18 protein-coding genes, 1 tRNA gene and 1 riboswitch are annotated in these 19,337 nt (G+C 30.4%); of the genes, 5 read left to right on the top strand and 14 right to left on the bottom strand.

Annotated elements, in window-relative coordinates; all coding sequences use genetic code 11:
* Positions 1-2: 2 nt before the first annotated feature.
* From fba to ACI48Q_RS14125, 12 genes are all read right to left on the bottom strand, one after another.
* Entirely contained in the window at positions 3-857 is an 855-nt protein-coding gene (fba, locus tag ACI48Q_RS14180) for a class II fructose-1,6-bisphosphate aldolase (protein ID WP_474919766.1), read from the bottom strand.
* Between the two features lie 89 nt (positions 858-946).
* The gene (locus tag ACI48Q_RS14175; RefSeq protein ID WP_474919765.1) at positions 947-2,041 is read right to left on the bottom strand and encodes an ABC transporter ATP-binding protein; all 1,095 of its coding nucleotides are present in this window, start codon (positions 2,039-2,041) and stop codon (positions 947-949) included.
* Positions 2,042-2,141: 100 nt separating this feature from the next.
* A complete protein-coding gene (locus ACI48Q_RS14170; protein WP_474919764.1) occupies positions 2,142-3,131 on the bottom strand; it encodes an N-acetylglucosamine kinase in 990 nt (329 codons plus the stop codon).
* 31 nt (positions 3,132-3,162) lie between these two features.
* The gene (locus ACI48Q_RS14165; RefSeq protein ID WP_474919763.1) at positions 3,163-4,410 is read right to left on the bottom strand and encodes a Gfo/Idh/MocA family protein; all 1,248 of its coding nucleotides are present in this window, start codon (positions 4,408-4,410) and stop codon (positions 3,163-3,165) included.
* Between the two features lie 60 nt (positions 4,411-4,470).
* Positions 4,471-5,304 carry a carbohydrate ABC transporter permease gene (locus ACI48Q_RS14160; protein ID WP_474919762.1) on the bottom strand — a complete coding sequence of 278 codons (834 nt, stop codon included), beginning with the start codon at positions 5,302-5,304 and terminating at the stop codon, positions 4,471-4,473.
* A 25-nt stretch (positions 5,305-5,329) separates the two neighbouring features.
* Positions 5,330-6,274 (bottom strand): carbohydrate ABC transporter permease, encoded by a 945-nt coding sequence (locus tag ACI48Q_RS14155; RefSeq protein ID WP_474919761.1) that lies wholly within the window; start codon positions 6,272-6,274, stop codon positions 5,330-5,332.
* A gap of 93 nt (positions 6,275-6,367) precedes the next feature.
* Positions 6,368-7,642 (bottom strand): ABC transporter substrate-binding protein, encoded by a 1,275-nt coding sequence (locus ACI48Q_RS14150; protein WP_474919760.1) that lies wholly within the window; start codon positions 7,640-7,642, stop codon positions 6,368-6,370.
* A 35-nt stretch (positions 7,643-7,677) separates the two neighbouring features.
* A complete protein-coding gene (locus tag ACI48Q_RS14145) occupies positions 7,678-8,865 on the bottom strand; it encodes an SIS domain-containing protein (RefSeq protein ID WP_474919759.1) in 1,188 nt (395 codons plus the stop codon).
* Between the two features lie 53 nt (positions 8,866-8,918).
* Positions 8,919-9,647: a GntR family transcriptional regulator gene (locus ACI48Q_RS14140; protein ID WP_474919758.1), complete on the bottom strand. Its 729-nt coding sequence runs from the start codon at positions 9,645-9,647 to the stop codon at positions 8,919-8,921.
* Between the two features lie 246 nt (positions 9,648-9,893).
* Positions 9,894-9,969, bottom strand: a tRNA-Trp gene (locus tag ACI48Q_RS14135).
* A gap of 154 nt (positions 9,970-10,123) precedes the next feature.
* A complete protein-coding gene (locus ACI48Q_RS14130; RefSeq protein ID WP_474920182.1) occupies positions 10,124-10,690 on the bottom strand; it encodes a DUF3867 domain-containing protein in 567 nt (188 codons plus the stop codon).
* Positions 10,691-10,864: 174 nt separating this feature from the next.
* Positions 10,865-11,485 carry a CBS domain-containing protein gene (locus ACI48Q_RS14125; RefSeq protein WP_474919757.1) on the bottom strand — a complete coding sequence of 207 codons (621 nt, stop codon included), beginning with the start codon at positions 11,483-11,485 and terminating at the stop codon, positions 10,865-10,867.
* 172 nt (positions 11,486-11,657) lie between these two features.
* Here ACI48Q_RS14125 and ACI48Q_RS14120 point away from each other — a divergent pair, with 172 nt between their 5' ends.
* The 4 genes from ACI48Q_RS14120 to rimI all read left to right on the top strand — a co-directional run bounded on the left by ACI48Q_RS14120 (position 11,658) and on the right by rimI (position 14,627).
* Complete coding sequence (locus ACI48Q_RS14120; RefSeq protein WP_474919756.1) at positions 11,658-12,908, top strand: HD-GYP domain-containing protein; 1,251 nt, start codon at positions 11,658-11,660, stop codon at positions 12,906-12,908.
* 117 nt (positions 12,909-13,025) lie between these two features.
* Positions 13,026-13,484 carry a tRNA (adenosine(37)-N6)-threonylcarbamoyltransferase complex ATPase subunit type 1 TsaE gene (gene tsaE / locus ACI48Q_RS14115; RefSeq protein WP_474919755.1) on the top strand — a complete coding sequence of 153 codons (459 nt, stop codon included), beginning with the start codon at positions 13,026-13,028 and terminating at the stop codon, positions 13,482-13,484.
* Positions 13,481-14,188, top strand: a complete 708-nt coding sequence (gene tsaB / locus ACI48Q_RS14110) for a tRNA (adenosine(37)-N6)-threonylcarbamoyltransferase complex dimerization subunit type 1 TsaB (RefSeq protein WP_474919754.1) — start codon at positions 13,481-13,483, stop codon at positions 14,186-14,188. The genes tsaE and tsaB overlap by 4 nt, the downstream gene beginning before the upstream one ends.
* Positions 14,181-14,627: a ribosomal protein S18-alanine N-acetyltransferase gene (rimI, locus tag ACI48Q_RS14105; protein ID WP_474919753.1), complete on the top strand. Its 447-nt coding sequence runs from the start codon at positions 14,181-14,183 to the stop codon at positions 14,625-14,627. Before tsaB ends, rimI begins: the two co-directional genes overlap by 8 nt.
* A 159-nt stretch (positions 14,628-14,786) precedes the next feature.
* Here the strand turns inward: rimI and ACI48Q_RS14100 are convergent, their stop codons facing one another.
* Both ACI48Q_RS14100 and ACI48Q_RS14095 read right to left on the bottom strand, forming a co-directional pair.
* Complete coding sequence (locus ACI48Q_RS14100) at positions 14,787-15,383, bottom strand: ECF transporter S component (RefSeq protein WP_474919752.1); 597 nt, start codon at positions 15,381-15,383, stop codon at positions 14,787-14,789.
* 130 nt (positions 15,384-15,513) lie between these two features.
* Positions 15,514-15,626, bottom strand: a riboswitch (FMN riboswitch).
* Positions 15,627-15,700: 74 nt separating this feature from the next.
* Positions 15,701-17,863, bottom strand: a complete 2,163-nt coding sequence (locus tag ACI48Q_RS14095; protein WP_474919751.1) for a Tex family protein — start codon at positions 17,861-17,863, stop codon at positions 15,701-15,703.
* Positions 17,864-17,991: 128 nt separating this feature from the next.
* Between ACI48Q_RS14095 and ACI48Q_RS14090 the strand changes: the two genes are divergently transcribed.
* Positions 17,992-19,323 (top strand): M28 family metallopeptidase, encoded by a 1,332-nt coding sequence (locus tag ACI48Q_RS14090; protein ID WP_474919750.1) that lies wholly within the window; start codon positions 17,992-17,994, stop codon positions 19,321-19,323.
* The last annotated feature ends 14 nt before the right edge of the window (positions 19,324-19,337 follow it).

Here is a 19,337-nt window from a genome sequence, read left to right as displayed (position 1 = left end):
GCCTACCCCCTATTTGCACTACCACAAATTTGTATCTTCTCTACTACCACCTTTTTCAATGCCTCTTTAGCAGGTATTAGGTAATGCCTAGGATCATTTACTTTGGGGTTTTCATTAAGGAATTTCTTTAATGCATTAACAAAAGGCATTTTTAGTTCTGTTGCAATATTAACTTTACAAATACCATTTTCTATTGCTCTTATAACACTTTCAGCCGGCACTCCTGAAGCTCCATGTAATACTAAAGGGATACTAACTAAGTTGTTAATCATATTTAATCTCTCGAAATCCAACTTTGGTTCACATTTATACACTCCATGGGTGGTACCTATTGCAACTGCTAATGAGTCTATATCTGTTTTTTCAATAAAGTCCAAAACCATATGGGGATTTGTAAGCATACTATCTTTTTCTTCAATTTTTCTCTCATCTTCTTGTCCACCAACTAGACCTAGTTCAGCTTCTACACTTACATTATACTTATGTGCAAACTCCACCACATCTTTTGTTATTTTAATATTTTCCTCATAATCCTTTAATGAGGCATCTATCATTACAGACTTATATCCTTCTTTTATGCATCTTTTTATGATTTCAATATCTGAGCAATGATCTAAATGTAATGAAATGGGGATATTATACCTTTTAGCCCCAACTTTAGCCATTGAAACTAAATAATCCATCCCTGCATAATCAATAGTTCCTGGTGAAGTAGCAATAATTACTGGTGAGTTTAACTCATTAGCAACTTCTAATACTCCCTGCATGGTTTCCAAGTTATAAATATTAAAAGCTGGAACAGCATATTTATTTTTTTTACAATCTAATAACATTTCTTTTGTTGAAACAATATCCATCTTATTCACCTCTCTAATATCAATTTATATAGTTAAAATTCCTTCATGGTATATGCCTTATCTATTTGTTTTATAAAATTCTAATAATGCTATACTAATACTCCACTTTCTTTATCAAATATATGAATTTTCTTATCATCTAGATATAGTCTTATATTATCCCCTTTTTCCACAATATTATCTGAATTTACTCGAGCTGTAAATGAATTGCCTTCCATTGTAAGGTAGAGATACTTCTCCGAACCTAGCATTTCTATAAAGTTTAATACACCCTCTAAGAAAACATCAGTTTTCTTATCATTATAATACATATGCTCTGGTCTAATCCCCATTACAACATCTCTATCTAGGTATCCCTTCTCTACTATTCTTTTACCTTTATCATTATCTAATTTAATCATGGAATTAAGGAGTTTTATGAAAACATCCTCACCCTCTTTAATAACTGTAACATCCATAAAATTCATCTTAGGGCTCCCTATAAATCCAGCTACAAAAATATTTGCTGGATTAGAATATACATTCTCTGGTGTATCCACTTGTTGGACTAAACCATCCTTCATTATTACAATCCTATCTCCCATTGTCATTGCTTCAGTTTGATCATGAGTAACATAGATAAATGTAGTTTCTAATTTATTGTGTAGCTTTGTTATTTCTGCTCTAGTCTGAATCCTTAATTTTGCATCTAAATTTGATAATGGTTCATCCATCAAGAAAACCTTTGGATTTCTAACAATAGATCTTCCAAGAGCAACTCTTTGCTTTTGACCGCCTGAGAGAGCTTTAGGCTTTCTATGAAGCAGTTTTTCTAATCCTAGTATTTTTGCAGCCTCTTTAATTTTCTCATCTATTTCTTGTTTTGAATGTTTTCTAGATTTAAGACCAAAGGCCATATTGTCATATACAGTCATATGAGGATATAATGCATAATTCTGAAAAACCATGGCTATATCCCTATCCTTAGGATGGACATCATTGACAAGTTCGCCATCAATATATAGGTCACCTTTAGAGATCTCTTCTAATCCTGCAACCATTCTAAGTGTAGTAGACTTTCCACATCCAGAAGGTCCTACCAATACTATAAATTCTTTATCTTTTATTTCCAAATTGAAATCACTTACAGCAGTTACATCACCTTCATATATCTTATATAAATTTTTAAATAATAAACCAGCCATAAAAATTCTCCCTTCATATTTGGGTAGTATTTGGGTATCTTCAAAAATAATAGAAATATGTTAATCTGTTTTCTTTTAAATACCTTAATTTATTCAAAGATTAATGGATTTCCCATTTTAATTGCTCTACTTTTATATTTTCAACAATATTAACATTATTTTTTCCCATTTTTATAGTTGAAGCATATAGTGCAGCACCATATACTGGCTTTAATATAGGAGTAATTAACTTAATGTGTCTATCTTCATCTTGAAAATAGTTTCTTAGTGGAGCTAAGACATATTCTCCTGCATTAAATACTCCGCCTGAGTAAGAAACCAATAATTTTTCCTTAGGTAAAAAGACTAATTTGTCTATTATGGATTTAATAGTTAGGTAAAGCTCAAATGCAGCTTGTGAATAAGCTTCTATTGCAATTTTGTCATCTTCTTTAGCCGCTTTATATAATAATTTAGCAAGTTTTGCAACTTCCTCTCTCTTCATTTCCATCTTATTCACAACTATATCAAGTAAATCAAAATCATTTTCAATACCAAATTCTCTTCGAACAATATGGTATAAAGGTGTTCTCTCTAATCTTCCATCAGCCTCTTTACTAAATATCTCTATGACCTTTTTACCAATCCAAAATGCTGAACCTTCATCTCCACAAAATGGTCCCCAGCCACTAGATCTTGCAACCTTACCTCTATAGTCCACCCCATATCCTATTGCACCTGTTCCAGCTACAACATTTATTCCAGGGGCACATCCTAGAGAACCTGCCCATGCTACTACAGCATCATTTACACATTTATATGTATCTTCCAACAGGATACTTTCAACCACTTTTTCAATATCATCAATATCTGTTGATATTTCTCCATATCCTGCAATCCCTATTACAGAAAAATCTATCCCCCGTATACATATATTTGCTTGCTTACAAACCTCTTCTATACCTTTCACCATAACTTTTTCAAATATTTCTAAAGATGTTTGTTTGTAATGACAGGTAGGTTTAATATCATGACCAAGTACCTGTCCATTTTCGTTTATTATGATGAATTCGGTTTTAGTTCCACCTCCATCTACTCCTAAAAAGTTCAAACAAACTCCCCCTATCACTAAAATATATATATTAAAAATTATTGTAATACTCCTTCATATTCACTACTTTGTTTGTTAATCTTGATTCCTCTGCTGCAAAAGCCATCATATGACTTTGTACAGAAACATTAGCAGATGTCAAAGCTTTACCTTTATTAGATAAGATTAAAGATATGAAATCTTGCATTATCCCTGTATCTCCACCACCATGGCCTCCGGTTATCTGCTTAGGATTTAGTACTTTTCTTTCATTTGTATCAAATAGTTGAATTTCTATTTCATTTTTACTGTCTATTGAACGAATTTCTCCTTTAGTTCCCATTATTTTAAGGGTTCTATTAACTTGATTTGTAAATGCTGATAAGTTAAAAGTGGCTGTAACATTATTTTCAAACTCCAATATGGTACTTTGATGATCAACTACATTATTATCACAATTGTATACACATCTGCCATAAGGACCTTCCTTAACTGCTTTTTCAACTTCTTCTATGGTTTGAGTCTCAACTATTGCAGTAGTTGGCCACTTTCCAACATTGCTGTAATATAATTTAATTGCTGAATAAGGACACTGGCTTTCTATTTTGCATTCAATACATCTATCCCCTGCACCTTCAGGTTTTCTTTCTTTTTTGAAATAGCTTAATTCTCCAAAGGAAGCAATTTGGGTACAACTACTTCCCACTAGCCATAACAAGATGTCCATATCATGACAAGATTTCTGTAGCATTAATGAGCTTGATAAGTTAGAATTTCTCCAGTTTCCTCTTACAAAACTATGAGCAAAATGGAAATATCCAATATTTTCGTTATGTTGAATAGACATTATATCCCCTATTTCTCCACTGTCTATTAATTTTTTGATATTATTAAATAAAGGTGTATATCTGAGAACATGACATATCATGAAAATCTTATTATTTTCCTTTGCAAGCATTCCTAATTTCATTACTTCATCTGGGATACTTGACATAGGTTTTTCTAAAAGTATATGATAATCTCTTTTTAATGCAAGCTTTGCAGGTTCAAAATGTATTCTGTCTGGAGTAGCGATGATTACTGCATCGCAGAATTTATCTTTTTCTAAAAGCTGCTCCCATGATTCAAATTGATATTCTGGCTTTATATTATGTTTTTCTGAAAACTCTCTTCTTTTTATCTCATTTGGTTCTGCTACTGCTACAAATTCTATATGCTCAGGATTTGTAAGTGCATAATTTCCATAAATATCCTTACCTCGTTGTCCTGCTCCTATTAACCCAACTCTAACCTTTGACATTTTTAATCCCCCTTAACTAATTAAGATTTTTAAAATATTATAATTTGAAATTCAATTATATTAGCCTTTTGTTCCAGTGAAAGCCATTCCTTCAACAAATTGTTTTTGGAATATTAAGAATACAATTATCATAGGCCATATAGCAAGTACCGTTCCAGCCATCATTACTGGGTAATTGGTAGAATGCTGTCCTTGCATAGAAGCAAGACCTGCTGACAATGTCATCTTATCTATAGATGTGTTTGCAATTAAAGGCCACATTAACGAATTCCAACAATATAACATTGTACTTATTGCAAGTGCAGTTAATGCAGGTTTAACTAAAGGAAGCATTATCTTGGTCAATATTTGAAAACGATTATAACCATCCAATACTGCAGCTTCTTCTAACTCCTTTGGAATATTCATAAAAAACTGTCTCATTAAATAAGTGCCAAAAGCGCTAAATAAACCAGGAAGAATAAGGGCAGGTATTGAATTTAATAATCCTAGTTTTTTAATAATCATAAACTGAGGGATTATAAATATTTGCCCTGGTACCATAAGTACAGATAGTATAAGAATAAATATAAAATTTTTCCCTGGAAAATCAATTCTCGCAAAGGCATATCCTGCCGTGGAGCAAAAAATTAGTTGTCCTATAGTGGTCACTACAGTGTATACAATAGTATTGTAATAAAATGTTCCATAGGGTAGTGTATCTATAGCATCTTTATAATTGCTCCACTGTAGTGAAGATGGAAAAATTTTAGGTGGTATTTGTGTCGTTTCTCCTAATGTTTTAAGCGATGTTAGTATCATCCATATAAATGGTATCGCCGTAGTAATTACTCCTATTATTAAAAGAAAATGTATAAGAATTTTTTTATTTTTATTTAAATTTAATTCATTCATTTCCAACTCTCCTAACCTATTCTTACTAATCAACAAATTTCTTCTGCAGTTTAAGTTGAAATGCTGTAATAATAAGTATTATTGCAAATAATACTATAGAAATTGCTGATGCATATCCTTTATCAAGATATTCGAATGCATTCTTGTAGAATAGATATACAATAGACATAGTGCTATCTATTGCCATACTAGTCTTGCTAATCATCATAAATATTATGTCGAACATTTGAAGGGCACCAATCAATGATGTAATTGAAACAAAGAATATTGTTGGTGATAGCAAAGGTAAAGTTATTGAGAAAAATTGTCTTATTGGGCCCGCACCATCTATAGTTGCAGCTTCATAATAAGATTTTGGAATTCCCTGGAGCCCTGCAAGAAAATAGATTATTTTCATTCCTAAGGAACTCCATATGCCTACAATTATTAAAGCTGCCATTGCGTATTGAGGCTCTGCTATCCAAGCATGTCCCTCTAAACCAAGCTTAGCTAAAATTTGATTTATTAAACCATATTGTCCATTGTAAAGCCATTTCCACATCGTTGCGATGGCAGCAGGCATAGTTACAGCTGGCAAGAAAAACAATAATCTATAAAATGAGATTCCTTTTATCTTCAAATTTAGTAATGTAGATATAATAATTGATAAACAAATACTAATCGGAACAGATACTATAGTAAATTTAAAAGTATTTAATAATGCTCGTGGGATACTGGGATCAGAAACAAGTCTTTTATAATTTTCAAGTCCAATCCATGAGTATTTTCCAAAAGAGCCTAAATCAGTAAAGCTATAATACAGGTTTTGAAAAAAGGGTATTATATAAAATAAACCCAGCCCTAATAATAATGGCAGTATTAATAAGTACCCCCAAAGACAATCATTTAACTTTTTATTTCTAAATTTACTCTTTTTCTTAGGAGGTTGTTCCTTTTTAATTTCTCTTTCTTCAATAATTAATGTATCCATTTTACTCCCCCTTCTTTAAATCTAAGGAATAGTACAAACTAGGTGAACTCTTTAAAAAAAGTCCAACTAGATGTACTACTATTAGTTTTTACCTTATTTTTCTTGCTGAAGTGCTTCGTCCATTTCCTCACCGATTTTTTTTAAGCCTTCTTCAACTGATATTTGTCCAGCCCACATTTGCTTAATATATTTAAGTTCAATATCATTCCACTTTGGTGTATTTTTTGATGCTGGATACATTATTGAATAGTCTAATTCGTCAACATATGCTTGAAGATTTAGGCCAGGATAAGTTTTTTTCCATATATCTAATACATCCATACGTGCAGGAATAACTACTCCTGATTTTGCCCAAATTTCATTTGCTTCTTTACCTCCAAGAAACTTCACAAATTCCCAAGCTTCTTTAGGATGTTTTGTATTAGCAGAAATAACATTACTCAATCCATGTATTACTGCTGCACGCTCTTTAATCAATGGCATTACAGTTAAATCAACATTATCTTTTATTAATTCATTTTCCATAAATACAGGTACATTCCATGAAGCCGCGTTAACCATGGCCAATCTCTCAGCCTTAAACATGTCTATTTCATAGGTATCTGCCATTTCTTCTAGAGTAGGTGATACCCCCTCTTTTATAAGATCTATCCACATTTGTGTTCCTTCAATAGCTTCAGGAGAATTATATCCTGATTTTTTTCTATCCTCTGAAATTATAAACCCACCGTTTTGAGGTATTGAGTTATAAAGACCTTCTTGTGTATCAGGTCTTGCAGCTATTCCGTAAACACCTTTTTCTTTATCTGTTAGTTTTCTAGCAGCTTCAACCAAATCATCCCATGTCCAATTCTCATTTGGGTATTCTACACCTTTCTCATCAAACAGCTTTTTGTTATACCATAACGCTGTTAAATCCCAATCTTTTGGAATACCATATAGTTTATCATCAATAGTATATAAGTTTACTAAGCTTTCTGGATACAAATTTAAGTCGATATTATCTTCTTTCACCTTATCATCAATAGGCAACAATATTCCATTTGATGCATATTTAACTATATTGGGACCATTCATCCAAAATATATCTGGAAGAACTTCACCAGTAGCGGCAGCTTCTAGTTTTGTCCAGTATTGGCTAAATGGTGTTAATTGAATATCAATTTTAATATTTGAATTTTGTTCTTTAAATTTGTCCGCTATTTCTCGTAGTATTGGTTCTTGATACTTATCCCACAATCCAAAGGTCAAAGTTACATTGTCGTCATTACCAGAAGTTTTCTTATCAGTTTCTCTGCTACATCCAGCAAGTATTGTAGTCACTATAATTACAGAGAGAATGGTACTTATCATTTTTTTAAATTTCATAATATTTTCCCCCTTAAATATATTTTTTATAGTTATTACTTGTAATTATAAATTGATACTCCCTTAACTACTCTATTAACAAGTCCACTTGGATTAGGATCGTCAGGTTCTACATGCACTTTTACTGAATATAATAGTGCGAATATTTGAGCGTAAACTAGATAGAGTAATGATATATAAGTTTCATTCTCAACTTTAATTGGATATTTACTTAAATAAAATTGATAATTTGAATTTTTTTCAACCTCTTCATCATATTCCTTTGTAACTGAGATTATCTTATGCTCTCCAGTATTGTTGTAAACCTCATTTAACATGTCTATATCATATTTTCTTGCATAATCATCTATTGAAACATATAGAAATATTAAAGTTTTATCATCAACAATGGACTTAGGACCGTGTCTAAACCCTAAGACTGTCTCATCATAAGATATAATTTTTCCCCTAGTTAGTTCTAATAATTTTAATGAGCTTTCTTTTGAAATTCCAAAAAAACTACTAGACCCTAAATATACAACCCTCTTATAATCATAATTTAATAATTTCTTCTGTTCTTTATATCCAACATCTAATAAATGTTTGCCGATGACCGACATTTCAAATATCTGTTTTTTATTCTCTTCAAGGTTTTCCATATCAAAAATCAATGACGCCGCAAGTGTCATACAAGTAAAGCTACTAGTCATTGCAAATCCTAAATCATTAGATCTATTTGGCATAAGTAATAAAAAAACGTTTTCATTCTCCTTGGACATTTTTGCTAGTTTTCCTTTTGAATTGCATGTGACAAATATATGACTTATGTCATCAACTAAATTATTAGCTAAATCATAAGCTGCCACACTTTCGGGACTATCCCCTGAACGAGCAAAGGATACCAATACTGTAGAAATATCCTTTTTAAAATATGACTCCGGATTAGAAACTATGTCCGTTGTAGGTATAGATTCAAAAATGTATTCCTTTCTTTTGTTTAAATAGGGAATCACTACTTCCCCTACATAGGCAGACGTTCCAGCTCCTGTAAATACAATTCTAATCTTTTTCTTTTCAAGTCTTTCCTCTATAAACTTGTTAATACTATCTTTGTTACTTTCGATTATTTCCAATGTTTCCAACCAAAGCTCAGGTTGTTGGTATATTTCTTTGGCTGTATTAAATCCATTCAGTTCTTTCCATTTTTCTTCATTAAATCCAAACATTCTATCACCCTTTATCATATTATAACGTCATCATGTCATCATGTTGTAATTACCAGTTGTATTAAAAAAATTTATTTTTTTAATACAACATGATATTTAAATTTATCTCCTCTTGCAATGCCTTTTGTATATTCAATAATCATAGTATTTTCATATGTTATTCTCTCTATCATCATTGCAGGCGATCCAGAATTATACTTTAATATTTCTGCTTCTTCTTCCCTGGCTAACACTGGTTGAAATATTTCCTCAGCGCAGGTAAATGTTGTTTTGTATGCCTCTGTAAATATATTGTACATGGCATCTTTTTCTAGTTGTTCTTTTGTAAGCTCTGGGAATCTGCTATAAGGCACATAACTTGTTTCTAGCATCATAGGTTCATTATCAGCTAGTCTTAATCTTGTAAATACATAAATTTTTTCTCCTGACAATAAATTCATCTTTTTTGCTAACTCGTCATTACATTCTATTGATTTAAAATCTAATACTTGTGATGATGGTTTCTTCCCTATTTTTTTCATTTCATCAGTAAAGCTATAAAACTCTAGAAGGTCTTGTTTCAATTTTCGGGGTGAAACAAAGGTCCCTTTTCCATGTTCTCTATATACATATCCTTCCCTCTCTAATTCTTGTATAGCTTGTCTTACAGTAGATCTACTAACATTGTAAGTTTCACACAACTCTCTTTCTGAAGGTAGTTGATCATTTTCATTCAGATACCCTTGTTCCATCATTTCTATAATTATATCTATCAACTGGTAATATAATGGTATTCTGCTTTCTTTATTTATGCTCTTCATATTTTCCACCTACGATTATTTTTATTACTGGTACGTACCATTTATGTTAATATTATATTATTTCTCATATACTGTCAATACAATTTAACAATTTACTTTACTAAAATTACATCCTTTATTTGAAGAATAAAAAAACTATTTATTACTAAGACTTGAACCAAGTAAGAACAACAACTTTCATCATCAAGCTGTTGACCATGCGGGCATAAAAAAACTCAGTAAACCTTTGAGTTTACTGAGTTTCTATGGCAGGGGCACGAGGACTTGAACCCGGAACCAACGGTTTTGGAGACCGCTACTCTACCAATTGAGCTATACCCCTTCGTAACAAGACTTATTATATAATATATACGTAATAAAATCAATAGTTTTTATTTTATTTGCCAATAAAATATTAAAAACCATTGTTGAAAGTGAATTAGTCTATCATTAATATTTTTAATAATACACTATTCATTTTCAACTTGGGAAAGCTATTAATAAAGATAAGTTGAAGCATTCTCACAAATAGATATATTAAGCATTTTCTCTTTTACTATTTTTTTATAAGAACACAAAAATTCATTTAACTCATTATCCGTTAAGTCAATTTTCTTAAAACTTTTTAATATTACATTTTCATCTTGAAGTATTATCTCTAAGCTGTTTTTGTCATTACTAATGCTATATGTGTTTATAGTTTTAGTACTCATTCTAGCATTATACTTCTCTTGAAATCCAATAGCCTTCCTTACACCTTCATAATCCTTACCGATGCTCCCAAGCACACTGTTATTATCAATACCTAAATTACTCATCTCTTTTTCTATATCATCCATAGAAAAACCATATCTCTCCATAAGCTTTTTTTGTATATTCATAAACTTCTCTTGGGATATGTTATTGTCTAACATATACTTCTGTATCTTTCTACTCATTTCAGCCATAGATAATTTACCTTGAGACATAGTATAGTACATTGAATATATATATTCTTCAAACTTATCTATATCTTTATCCGTGGCTTTATTCTTTAACTCATTAAAATCTATTACATCACTAATTTTAACCATCTCCTAACATTAATAATTTTAATGCTTATGATTTATAAACTAGTATATTATATAAAACTCTTAATTTCTACTATGTTTAAATAAATTTTTTATTAACAACCACATAAATAAAATACAATTTATGTGGCAGTTAATAAATGGTTTATATAAATTATTCCAAAGTAATTATTGTACTTTAAACCCTGCTGCTTTAATTTTTTCTATAATTTGATCCATGCTATCGGTTCTTAGCCTAACAACTATTTCTTTTACTTCTGTTATACTCTTAGGATCTACAACTACAAAGCTAATTATATGTCCATTATTGTCCGTTATTATTTTAGATAATTTTGATATCTGTCCTGGAATATCATATGCTATGACAGCTAAACGATTTCCTCTATTTAATCCAAATACTTCTGTGAACTGATGGAATATAGCGTAATGTGTAACAATTCCTTTTAATTCTCCCTTTTTATCCACTACAGCTACAAATGAAATATTTTTAGTTTCTAAGAAATGAGCTGCCTCTTCTACTTGTTCTAATGGATCTATTACTGGTACATCTGTTCTCATAACGTTTTCAACTAAAAAGTCTGATAGTAAACAATTTCTTTCTATACATTTTTCATAGTAATACGTATATACTTGCTCTTTAGATATGCAGCCGTAGAATTTATCACCTTCCGCTACTGGTATGGATAAAAACCCATTTTTTTCCATTAAGCTTAGTGCATCACCTATGGTAGCTTTTGGTACTATTGTAACTAATTTTTCTTTTGGTAACATTAAATTTCTTACAAACATATTTATCCCCCTTTTCAAATCCATTTATATGTATATTATACTTTATTTTTTAAGAATAATGTATCAATTATATTTGTATAAAATAATTTTCCATATATTCTTATATTAATATGTAATGAATATGATATAATGTTACTAAATTTATATAGTTTATAAATTTTGGGAGGATAATATGAGTATAAGTCTTAGTAAAATCGTTATGGCTCTATCTATCTCCTTAGATTTAGCAGAAAATAATTTCATGAAGGATGTCCATGTGGTTGAACATGTATCAGAGGTTAACTTTTCAATGCATAAATACTCACACCACTCTCAGTGTACAACCTATATAGCTCTTGAGTTGGGTAGAGTCTTGAATCTAAGTGAGGATAGTTATTACAATTTATATGTCGCTTCTATGCTTCATGACATAGGGGCACAAAATATGTTAGATAAAGTCCATAATTCAAGTGAATATATTAAAAAACACTGTATTGAAGGTGCCCGTATGATTCAACAAACTCCTTCTCTTATACAGGTTTATGATATTATTCTATATCACCACGAAAATTATAATGGTACCGGTTGTATGAAGCTTAAAAGCTACCTAACTCCTTTTGAAAGCCAAATAATAAGATTAGCTGATTTAATAGAAATTAAATATGATTCTAATTTACAGCTTTACCCTGAAAAGGATAACATTATTAACTGGGTGAAATCGCAAAGTGAAATATTATTTAATCCCAAAATTGTGGATGCTTTCTTAAATATAGCTAATACTGATAGTTTTTGGTTTAATCTTTATAATGTTTCATACAGAAATTTTTTATTAGAAAACATAGCTCCTATTAATGATAGATTTCTTTCCTTAAAGGAGTTTGAAACTATTGCAGAAACATTTGCTACTATAATAGATAATAAAAGTAGTTTTACTGCACGACATTCAAGAGACATAGCCAATTTGGCCTATGATGTGTCAAAATATTTAAATTATGATGACGATAAATGCATAAAAATGAAAATATCTGGACTTTTACATGATATTGGCAAGTTAGCTATACCTACAGAGATATTAGATAAAAATGGGAAACTAACAGATGAAGAATTCTCTATAATAAAGTCTCATCCTTATTATACAAAATTAATTTTAGATAGAATTAGTAATATAAAAGATATTAGTGACTGGGCATCTAATCACCATGAGAAACTAAACGGCTTTGGATATCCTAGAAGACTTAAAAGTGATGATATTTGTGAAGAGAGTAGAATAATTGGAGTTTGTGATATATATCAAGCCCTAACTGAGGATAGACCTTATAGAAAGGGAATGTATATGTACGAAGCATTTCAAATATTAGATGATATGTCCAGAAATGGATTAATCTGCAATAAGGCAGTTAAATATCTTAAAAACACATTGGTATCTAAGGTAGAAAAAAAATAATACCATAAAACAAAACATAGTATATAATATTATATGCTATGTTTTGTTTTATGGTATTATTAAGCTACACTTTTCATTTTTTTGATTTTGGGCTAAAATATTAATGAGGTGAAATACATGGAGTTTTTAGTTAGTAGTGTTGATGAAATGATGAATCTGGGTATTCAATTAGGAAAGCTATGTAATAAGAATGATATTATTTGCTTAATTGGAGATTTAGGTACTGGTAAAACTCATCTTACAAAAGGAATTGCAAAAGGATTGGAAATAGATAATCATATCACAAGTCCTACTTTTAATATTGTAAATGAATATGAAGGAAGGCTTAAGTTTTATCATTTTGATGTTTATCGAGTTAATGATCCTGATGAAATTGAAGCTATTGGCTTTGATGAATATATATTTGGTGATGGAGTAAGTGTAATTGAATGGGCAAACTATATAGAAGAACTAATTCCATCAGAAAATTTAACTATAAAATTAGATAAGATCCCCTCACTAGGAAATACCTATAGAAAAATAACAATAAACTATACTGATAATAGATATGATTATATAAAGGAGCTAACACTATGAAAATTTTGTCTTTAGATTCTGCAACTGAAAGTGCCACTGCCGCTATTATAGAAGATAATAAACTTTTAGGCGAAATTACTTTTAATTATAAAAAGCAACATTCAGTAATCATGATGCCTATGATAGATAAGCTTTTAATCAATACAAATTTGTCTATATCGGATATAGATGGTTTCGTTGTTTCAAAGGGGCCAGGTTCCTTTACTGGACTTAGAATAGGAATGGCTACCATAAAAGGCTTGGTTCAAGCAACTAAAAAACCTTTTATTTCCATATCTTCATTAGATGCTCTTGCAAATAATTTGATAGTTGAAGATTGCATAATTTGTCCAATTATTGATGCTCTAAGAGGAAATGTATATACGAATTTTTATAAGCGTGATAACAATGAACTTTTAGCTTTAGATAATCCTCAATTATTATCTATTGAACAGTTGATAAATAAACTTAAAGGTTTTAATAAGAAAGTATACTTTGTAGGCGATGGTACCTATAAATTTAAATCTACCCTCATAGAAAACTTAATCAATATAAGCTTTGCCCCTTCTCACCTTAACATTGTAAAAGCTTCTGCCCTAGGAGAAATTGGGCTTAATCTACTTAAAGATGGTAAAGAGGATAACGTATTTAGTTCCTCTCCTATATATCTTAGATTATCTCAAGCTGAAAGAGAATATGAGGAGAAATTAAAAAGCAATGCGTGATATTTCTATTGTAGCAATGAATGATGAAAATATTATTGGTGTCAAAGAAGTAAGTGATTTAAGTTTTTCAATTCCTTGGTCTTTTGATGCTCTAAAAAAAGAATTAGATAATAAATATTCTAAATATGTAGTGGCTAAATACGGTGATACTGTAGTTGGATTTGGTGGAATATGGCTTCTCTTTGATGAAGGCCATATCACTAATATAGCTGTGCATCCAGATTATAGATGCCATGGAATAGCAGATTCTATTTTAGAACACTTAATGTCCATATGTAAAGCTCATAACGTAGCTGGAATAACCTTAGAAGTAAGACAATCTAACAAGGCTGCAATTTTATTATATGAGAAACATAAGTTTTCTATAGAAGGAATAAGGAAGAATTATTACCATCATCCTAAAGAAGATGGATATATAATGTGGAATCATAATATATAAATTATAATTAAGTTTCTACATTATACTAATAGGCTTTTATTTTATAAAACATTGAAATTGAACTTCATATTGTTCCTGTGAATACCATTTGCAGGAACAATATGAAGTTCAATTAATCTAATTTCATATTTAAGCCTATTTGTATAATGTTTAATTATACTAAATTTGGTTTTTTACAACCTTTTTATTGTCTAGTTTTGGTTCTACTTTAAATATAGCTAAAGAAAGTCTCTTATATAAAACAAAGGTAACTATTCCAACAAGGATGGCTTTAATACCGTTGAAAGGTAGTAGTCCAAATAATATATAATTAGTTAATTCTGCTCCAGCCATTTTCATTCCAAAAGCTGGTAATAACAAGAATGTATTGGCGAATATTCCTATAATTTCTATAGATAGCCCCCCTACAATCATTCCTATTATAGCTGATTTTTTACACTTATTCCTATGATAAATCATAGCAGCAGGTAATACTAAAGATACTCCTACTAAAAAATTTGCTATTTCTCCCACAAAACCTGTTCCTGTGCCTTTAACTAATAATATTAAGATATTTTTTAAAAGTTCAATTACTACTCCTGTTAATGGTCCAAAGGCAAAAGCTCCCATTAATGCTGGTACATCACTAAAATCAATTTTTAACCATGGAAATGCTGGTAGTACCGGAATATCAATGTACATCAATATAACTGCTACTGCTGATAATAAAGAGATTTTAATCATTCTGTCCAAACTGCTGTTTTCATTTTTCTTCATTTTATAACCCCCAAAATATTGGCATCTTCAAAGGGTCTAGTATAATAATATTAAATAAAATTAAAAGCCCTGATTAAAAAATCAGGGCATATACACTAAATAATACAATTATATTTAATATAATCATACTGCTACCTTCTTTCATCCAGACTATACTGTCGGCTTCGGAATTAAACCGAATCAACCTTACGGCTCGCGGGCTTTACCGCCGGTGGGGACTTTCACCCCGCCCTGAAGTGCATTATTAAATTATTACTATGTTAATATATTATCATGAATTATATTAATATTCAATAAGTAATATTAAATTAATATTATTAGTTCTTCTTCATTGATAGTGAAATTCTATGTCTTTTTTCATCTATTTCAAGTACTGAAACCTCAACTATGTCTCCAACTTTAACTATATCCAGTGGATGCTTAACAAATCGATCGCTTAGTTGGCTCTTATGAACTAATCCATCTTGATGGACTCCTATATCTACAAAGGCTCCAAAATCAGATACATTTCTAACTGTTCCTAAAAGCTTCATGCCTGCCTTAAGCTGTGATAATTCTATTACACCTGTCTTAAATATAGGCTTTGGTAATTCCTCTCTTGGATCACGGCCTGGTTTTTTTAATTCTTTAATAATATCTAGTAGAGTTGGTACTCCTACACCTATTTCATCCGAAAGCTTTTCAACACCTATACCTTCAATTTTTTTATCTATGTCTTTAATATTTTTATTGCTTATATCCTCTTTACTATAATTTAATATTTTCATTAATGATTTACAGGACTCATAACTTTCTGGATGAACTGAAGTACTGTCTAACATCTCTTTACTCTCCATTACTCTCAAGAACCCTGCACATTGTTCAAAAGCCTTAGCTCCTAGTCTCTTAACCTTTAACAGCTCCTTTCTTGATTTAAATTTCCCAACTTCATCTCTGTATGCAACTATATTTTGTGCAATAGTAGAATTTATTCCAGAAATATAAGAAAGTAGAGATGGTGTTGCTATATTTAAGTCCACTCCTACATTATTTACACAGTCTTCAACTACATTCTTTAACGATTCATCCATTTTTTTAACTGTAACATCGTGCTGATATTGGCCTACTCCTATGGACTTTGGATCTATCTTTACTAATTCAACCAATGGGTCTTGCAATCTTCTACCTATAGATATAGCTCCTCTTATAGTTACATCTAACTCTGGATATTCTTTACTAGCAAGTTCAGAAGCTGAATATACTGATGCCCCAGCCTCTGATACTACTACATAAAATACTTCTCTTCCAGTTTCAGCCTTAACCCTATTTATAACTTCACTTAGAACCTGTTCTGATTCCCTAGATGCTGTCCCGTTTCCTAAAGATATTACCTCCACCTTATACTTTATTATCATATCTTTAAGCTTGTGAATAGCTTCTTCTACTCTATTTTTATTTTCTGAAGTTGCCTGTACTGTAACATAGTCTAAAAATTTTCCCGTTTCATCTAGTACAGCTACCTTACACCCAGTTCTAAAGCCTGGATCAAATCCCATAACTGTTTTTCCCTTTATAGGAGGTGTCATAAGCAGTGCCTTTAAATTCTCTTTAAATATCTTAATAGCACCATTCTCTCCTATTTCAGTTAACATATTACGGATTTCTCTTTCTATTGATGGATATATTAATCTTTTTAAAGAATCTTCTACGCTAAATGCTATATATTTATTACACTGTTCATTTGAAGTCAAAGTCTTATTATTTATATAGTTTATAATTCTTTCATTTTCACATACTATTTTAACTGAAAGTATTTTTTCATCTTCCCCTCTATTAATAGCTAAAATTCTATGAGGTGGAATAGATTTTACAGGCTCTTTATATTCATAATACATCTCATAAGGTGTTCTTTCTTTACTCTCCCCCTTGGTTTCTATGATTCCTGTTCTTTGAACGTATTCTCTAATCCATTTTCTAATATCTGCATCATCACTTATTTTTTCACTTATTATATCCATAGCTCCTTGAAGGACTTCCTCTATAGTTTCCACACCTTTTTCGGCATTAATAAACTCCTCTGCATACACATTCAATTCTTTACTACTATCTCCATTTATAATAAATTCACTTAATGGAGTTAATCCTTTTTCTGCAGCTATAATGGCCCTAGTTCTCTTTTTAGGCTTATAGGGTCTATATATATCTTCCACTTCTGTCAATGTACTTGTCTTCTCTAGAGCGAGTTTTATTTCCTCTGTTAACTTTCCTTGCTCCTCAATTAATCTAACAACAGCTTCTTTTCTTTCTTGTAAATTTCTTAAATATGTCAATCTTTCAGATAGGTTTCTCAATATTATGTCATCAAGACCTCCTGTTTTTTCTTTTCTATATCTAGCGATAAAAGGTACTGTATTACCCTCATCTAATAATTCAATAACATTATTTAACTGATCTTTTGAAATCTGGAATTCTTTTAACAATTTATCATTAATTATATTCATTATTTAGCCTCCTCGAAATAAAATGCGCAGTACTTTATTTATTTTATCACAAAATTATCTATTCTTAATCATAGCTCATGATTTTTTTTCATATTATTGGTATTAGTAAAAATAAATTAGGTGATATTATGAAAAAAGCAATAATAAATTATCTACTAACATCTACGTTAATAACTCTCTCCTTAAGCTATAATACTTACTACAATACTAATAATTTTAGTACTAAAGATGTTAAAGACAATATAGCTTATTTATCTAGTGATGATTTTAAAGGTAGAATGACTGGTACTTTAGAAAACGCACTTGTAGCTGCTTACATTAAAGATACCTTTATAAGTAATAATATTAAACCCTATGATAAAGATTATCTTCAAAATTTTCAGGTTAACTATCCAAAACATATCGAAGATACACCTATGATCTCTGTGATAGATAGTAATAATAGGATAGTTAAGAACTTGGACTATGGAGTTAATTACAAAGAAGATTTATTGAACTTTAGAATTAATGAAATTCAATTTAATAAATCTAATGTTTTGAGCTCCAGTGACGACTTTATTAATGTGAAAACTGACCATGGAAGTATTATTTTATATACAACTGAAAAAGATAATTTAACCTTTAGAAGTTCTTTCTATCAAGACAGTAAACATGACTTATATGTTTTTATTACTACTAAAACTCTAACTGAAATACGAAATTATCTTGATAATGATTTTTCCATATATGTAAACATTCCAATTAAGATTGAAGCTACCACTGTTAGTAATGTAGTAGGCTATATTGAAGGAAAAAATCCATCTCTTCCGCCTTTAGTTTTTGGTTCTCACTTTGATCATATAGGTTATGATCTAGGTAATACCATATATAATGGAGCCTTAGATAATGCCTCTGGGACATCCTTTGTTCTAGAATTGTCTAAGTATATATCTTCTCTTGGGATTCCCGAACGAGATATTATATTTGTTAGCTTTAATGCTGAGGAATTCGGTCTACTTGGTTCTAAAGCCTTTGTTGATAAATATGAAAATAAGCTTAAAGGAGCTAAAGTAATCAATTTTGATATGATTGGAAGCTTTGATGGTATCCCCTTATGTATAATGGGAAGTAAAACAGATAGTGTGGATACACCTTTTATTAAGGACTTAACATCTATCTTTAGGAATGAAAATATTTATTTCAATTACTTATTTCAAGATGCTAGTGACCATGCACCGTTTAGAGGTAAAAATATTGAGGCTGTAACACTATGTGATAATGATATGCTTAGAATCCACACTCCAAATGATAAAATTGATTATATCAGTGAAACTGCAATTAAACGATGCTTTAATGTAGTTCAAGAAAGTGTTCTTAGTTTAGCTTATACTAACAATATTTTATATAATCATACACCTTTATTACTTGTAATTTCTGGAATATCTAGTCTAATATTTATATTTATTAGATTAAAGCTATAAATTTTCATTATACT

It is taken from the genome of Clostridium sp. LXY-7 (assembly GCF_056172015.1).
Note: the sequence above shows the minus strand (reverse complement) of the source record. Positions and strands in the feature narration are given on the sequence as shown.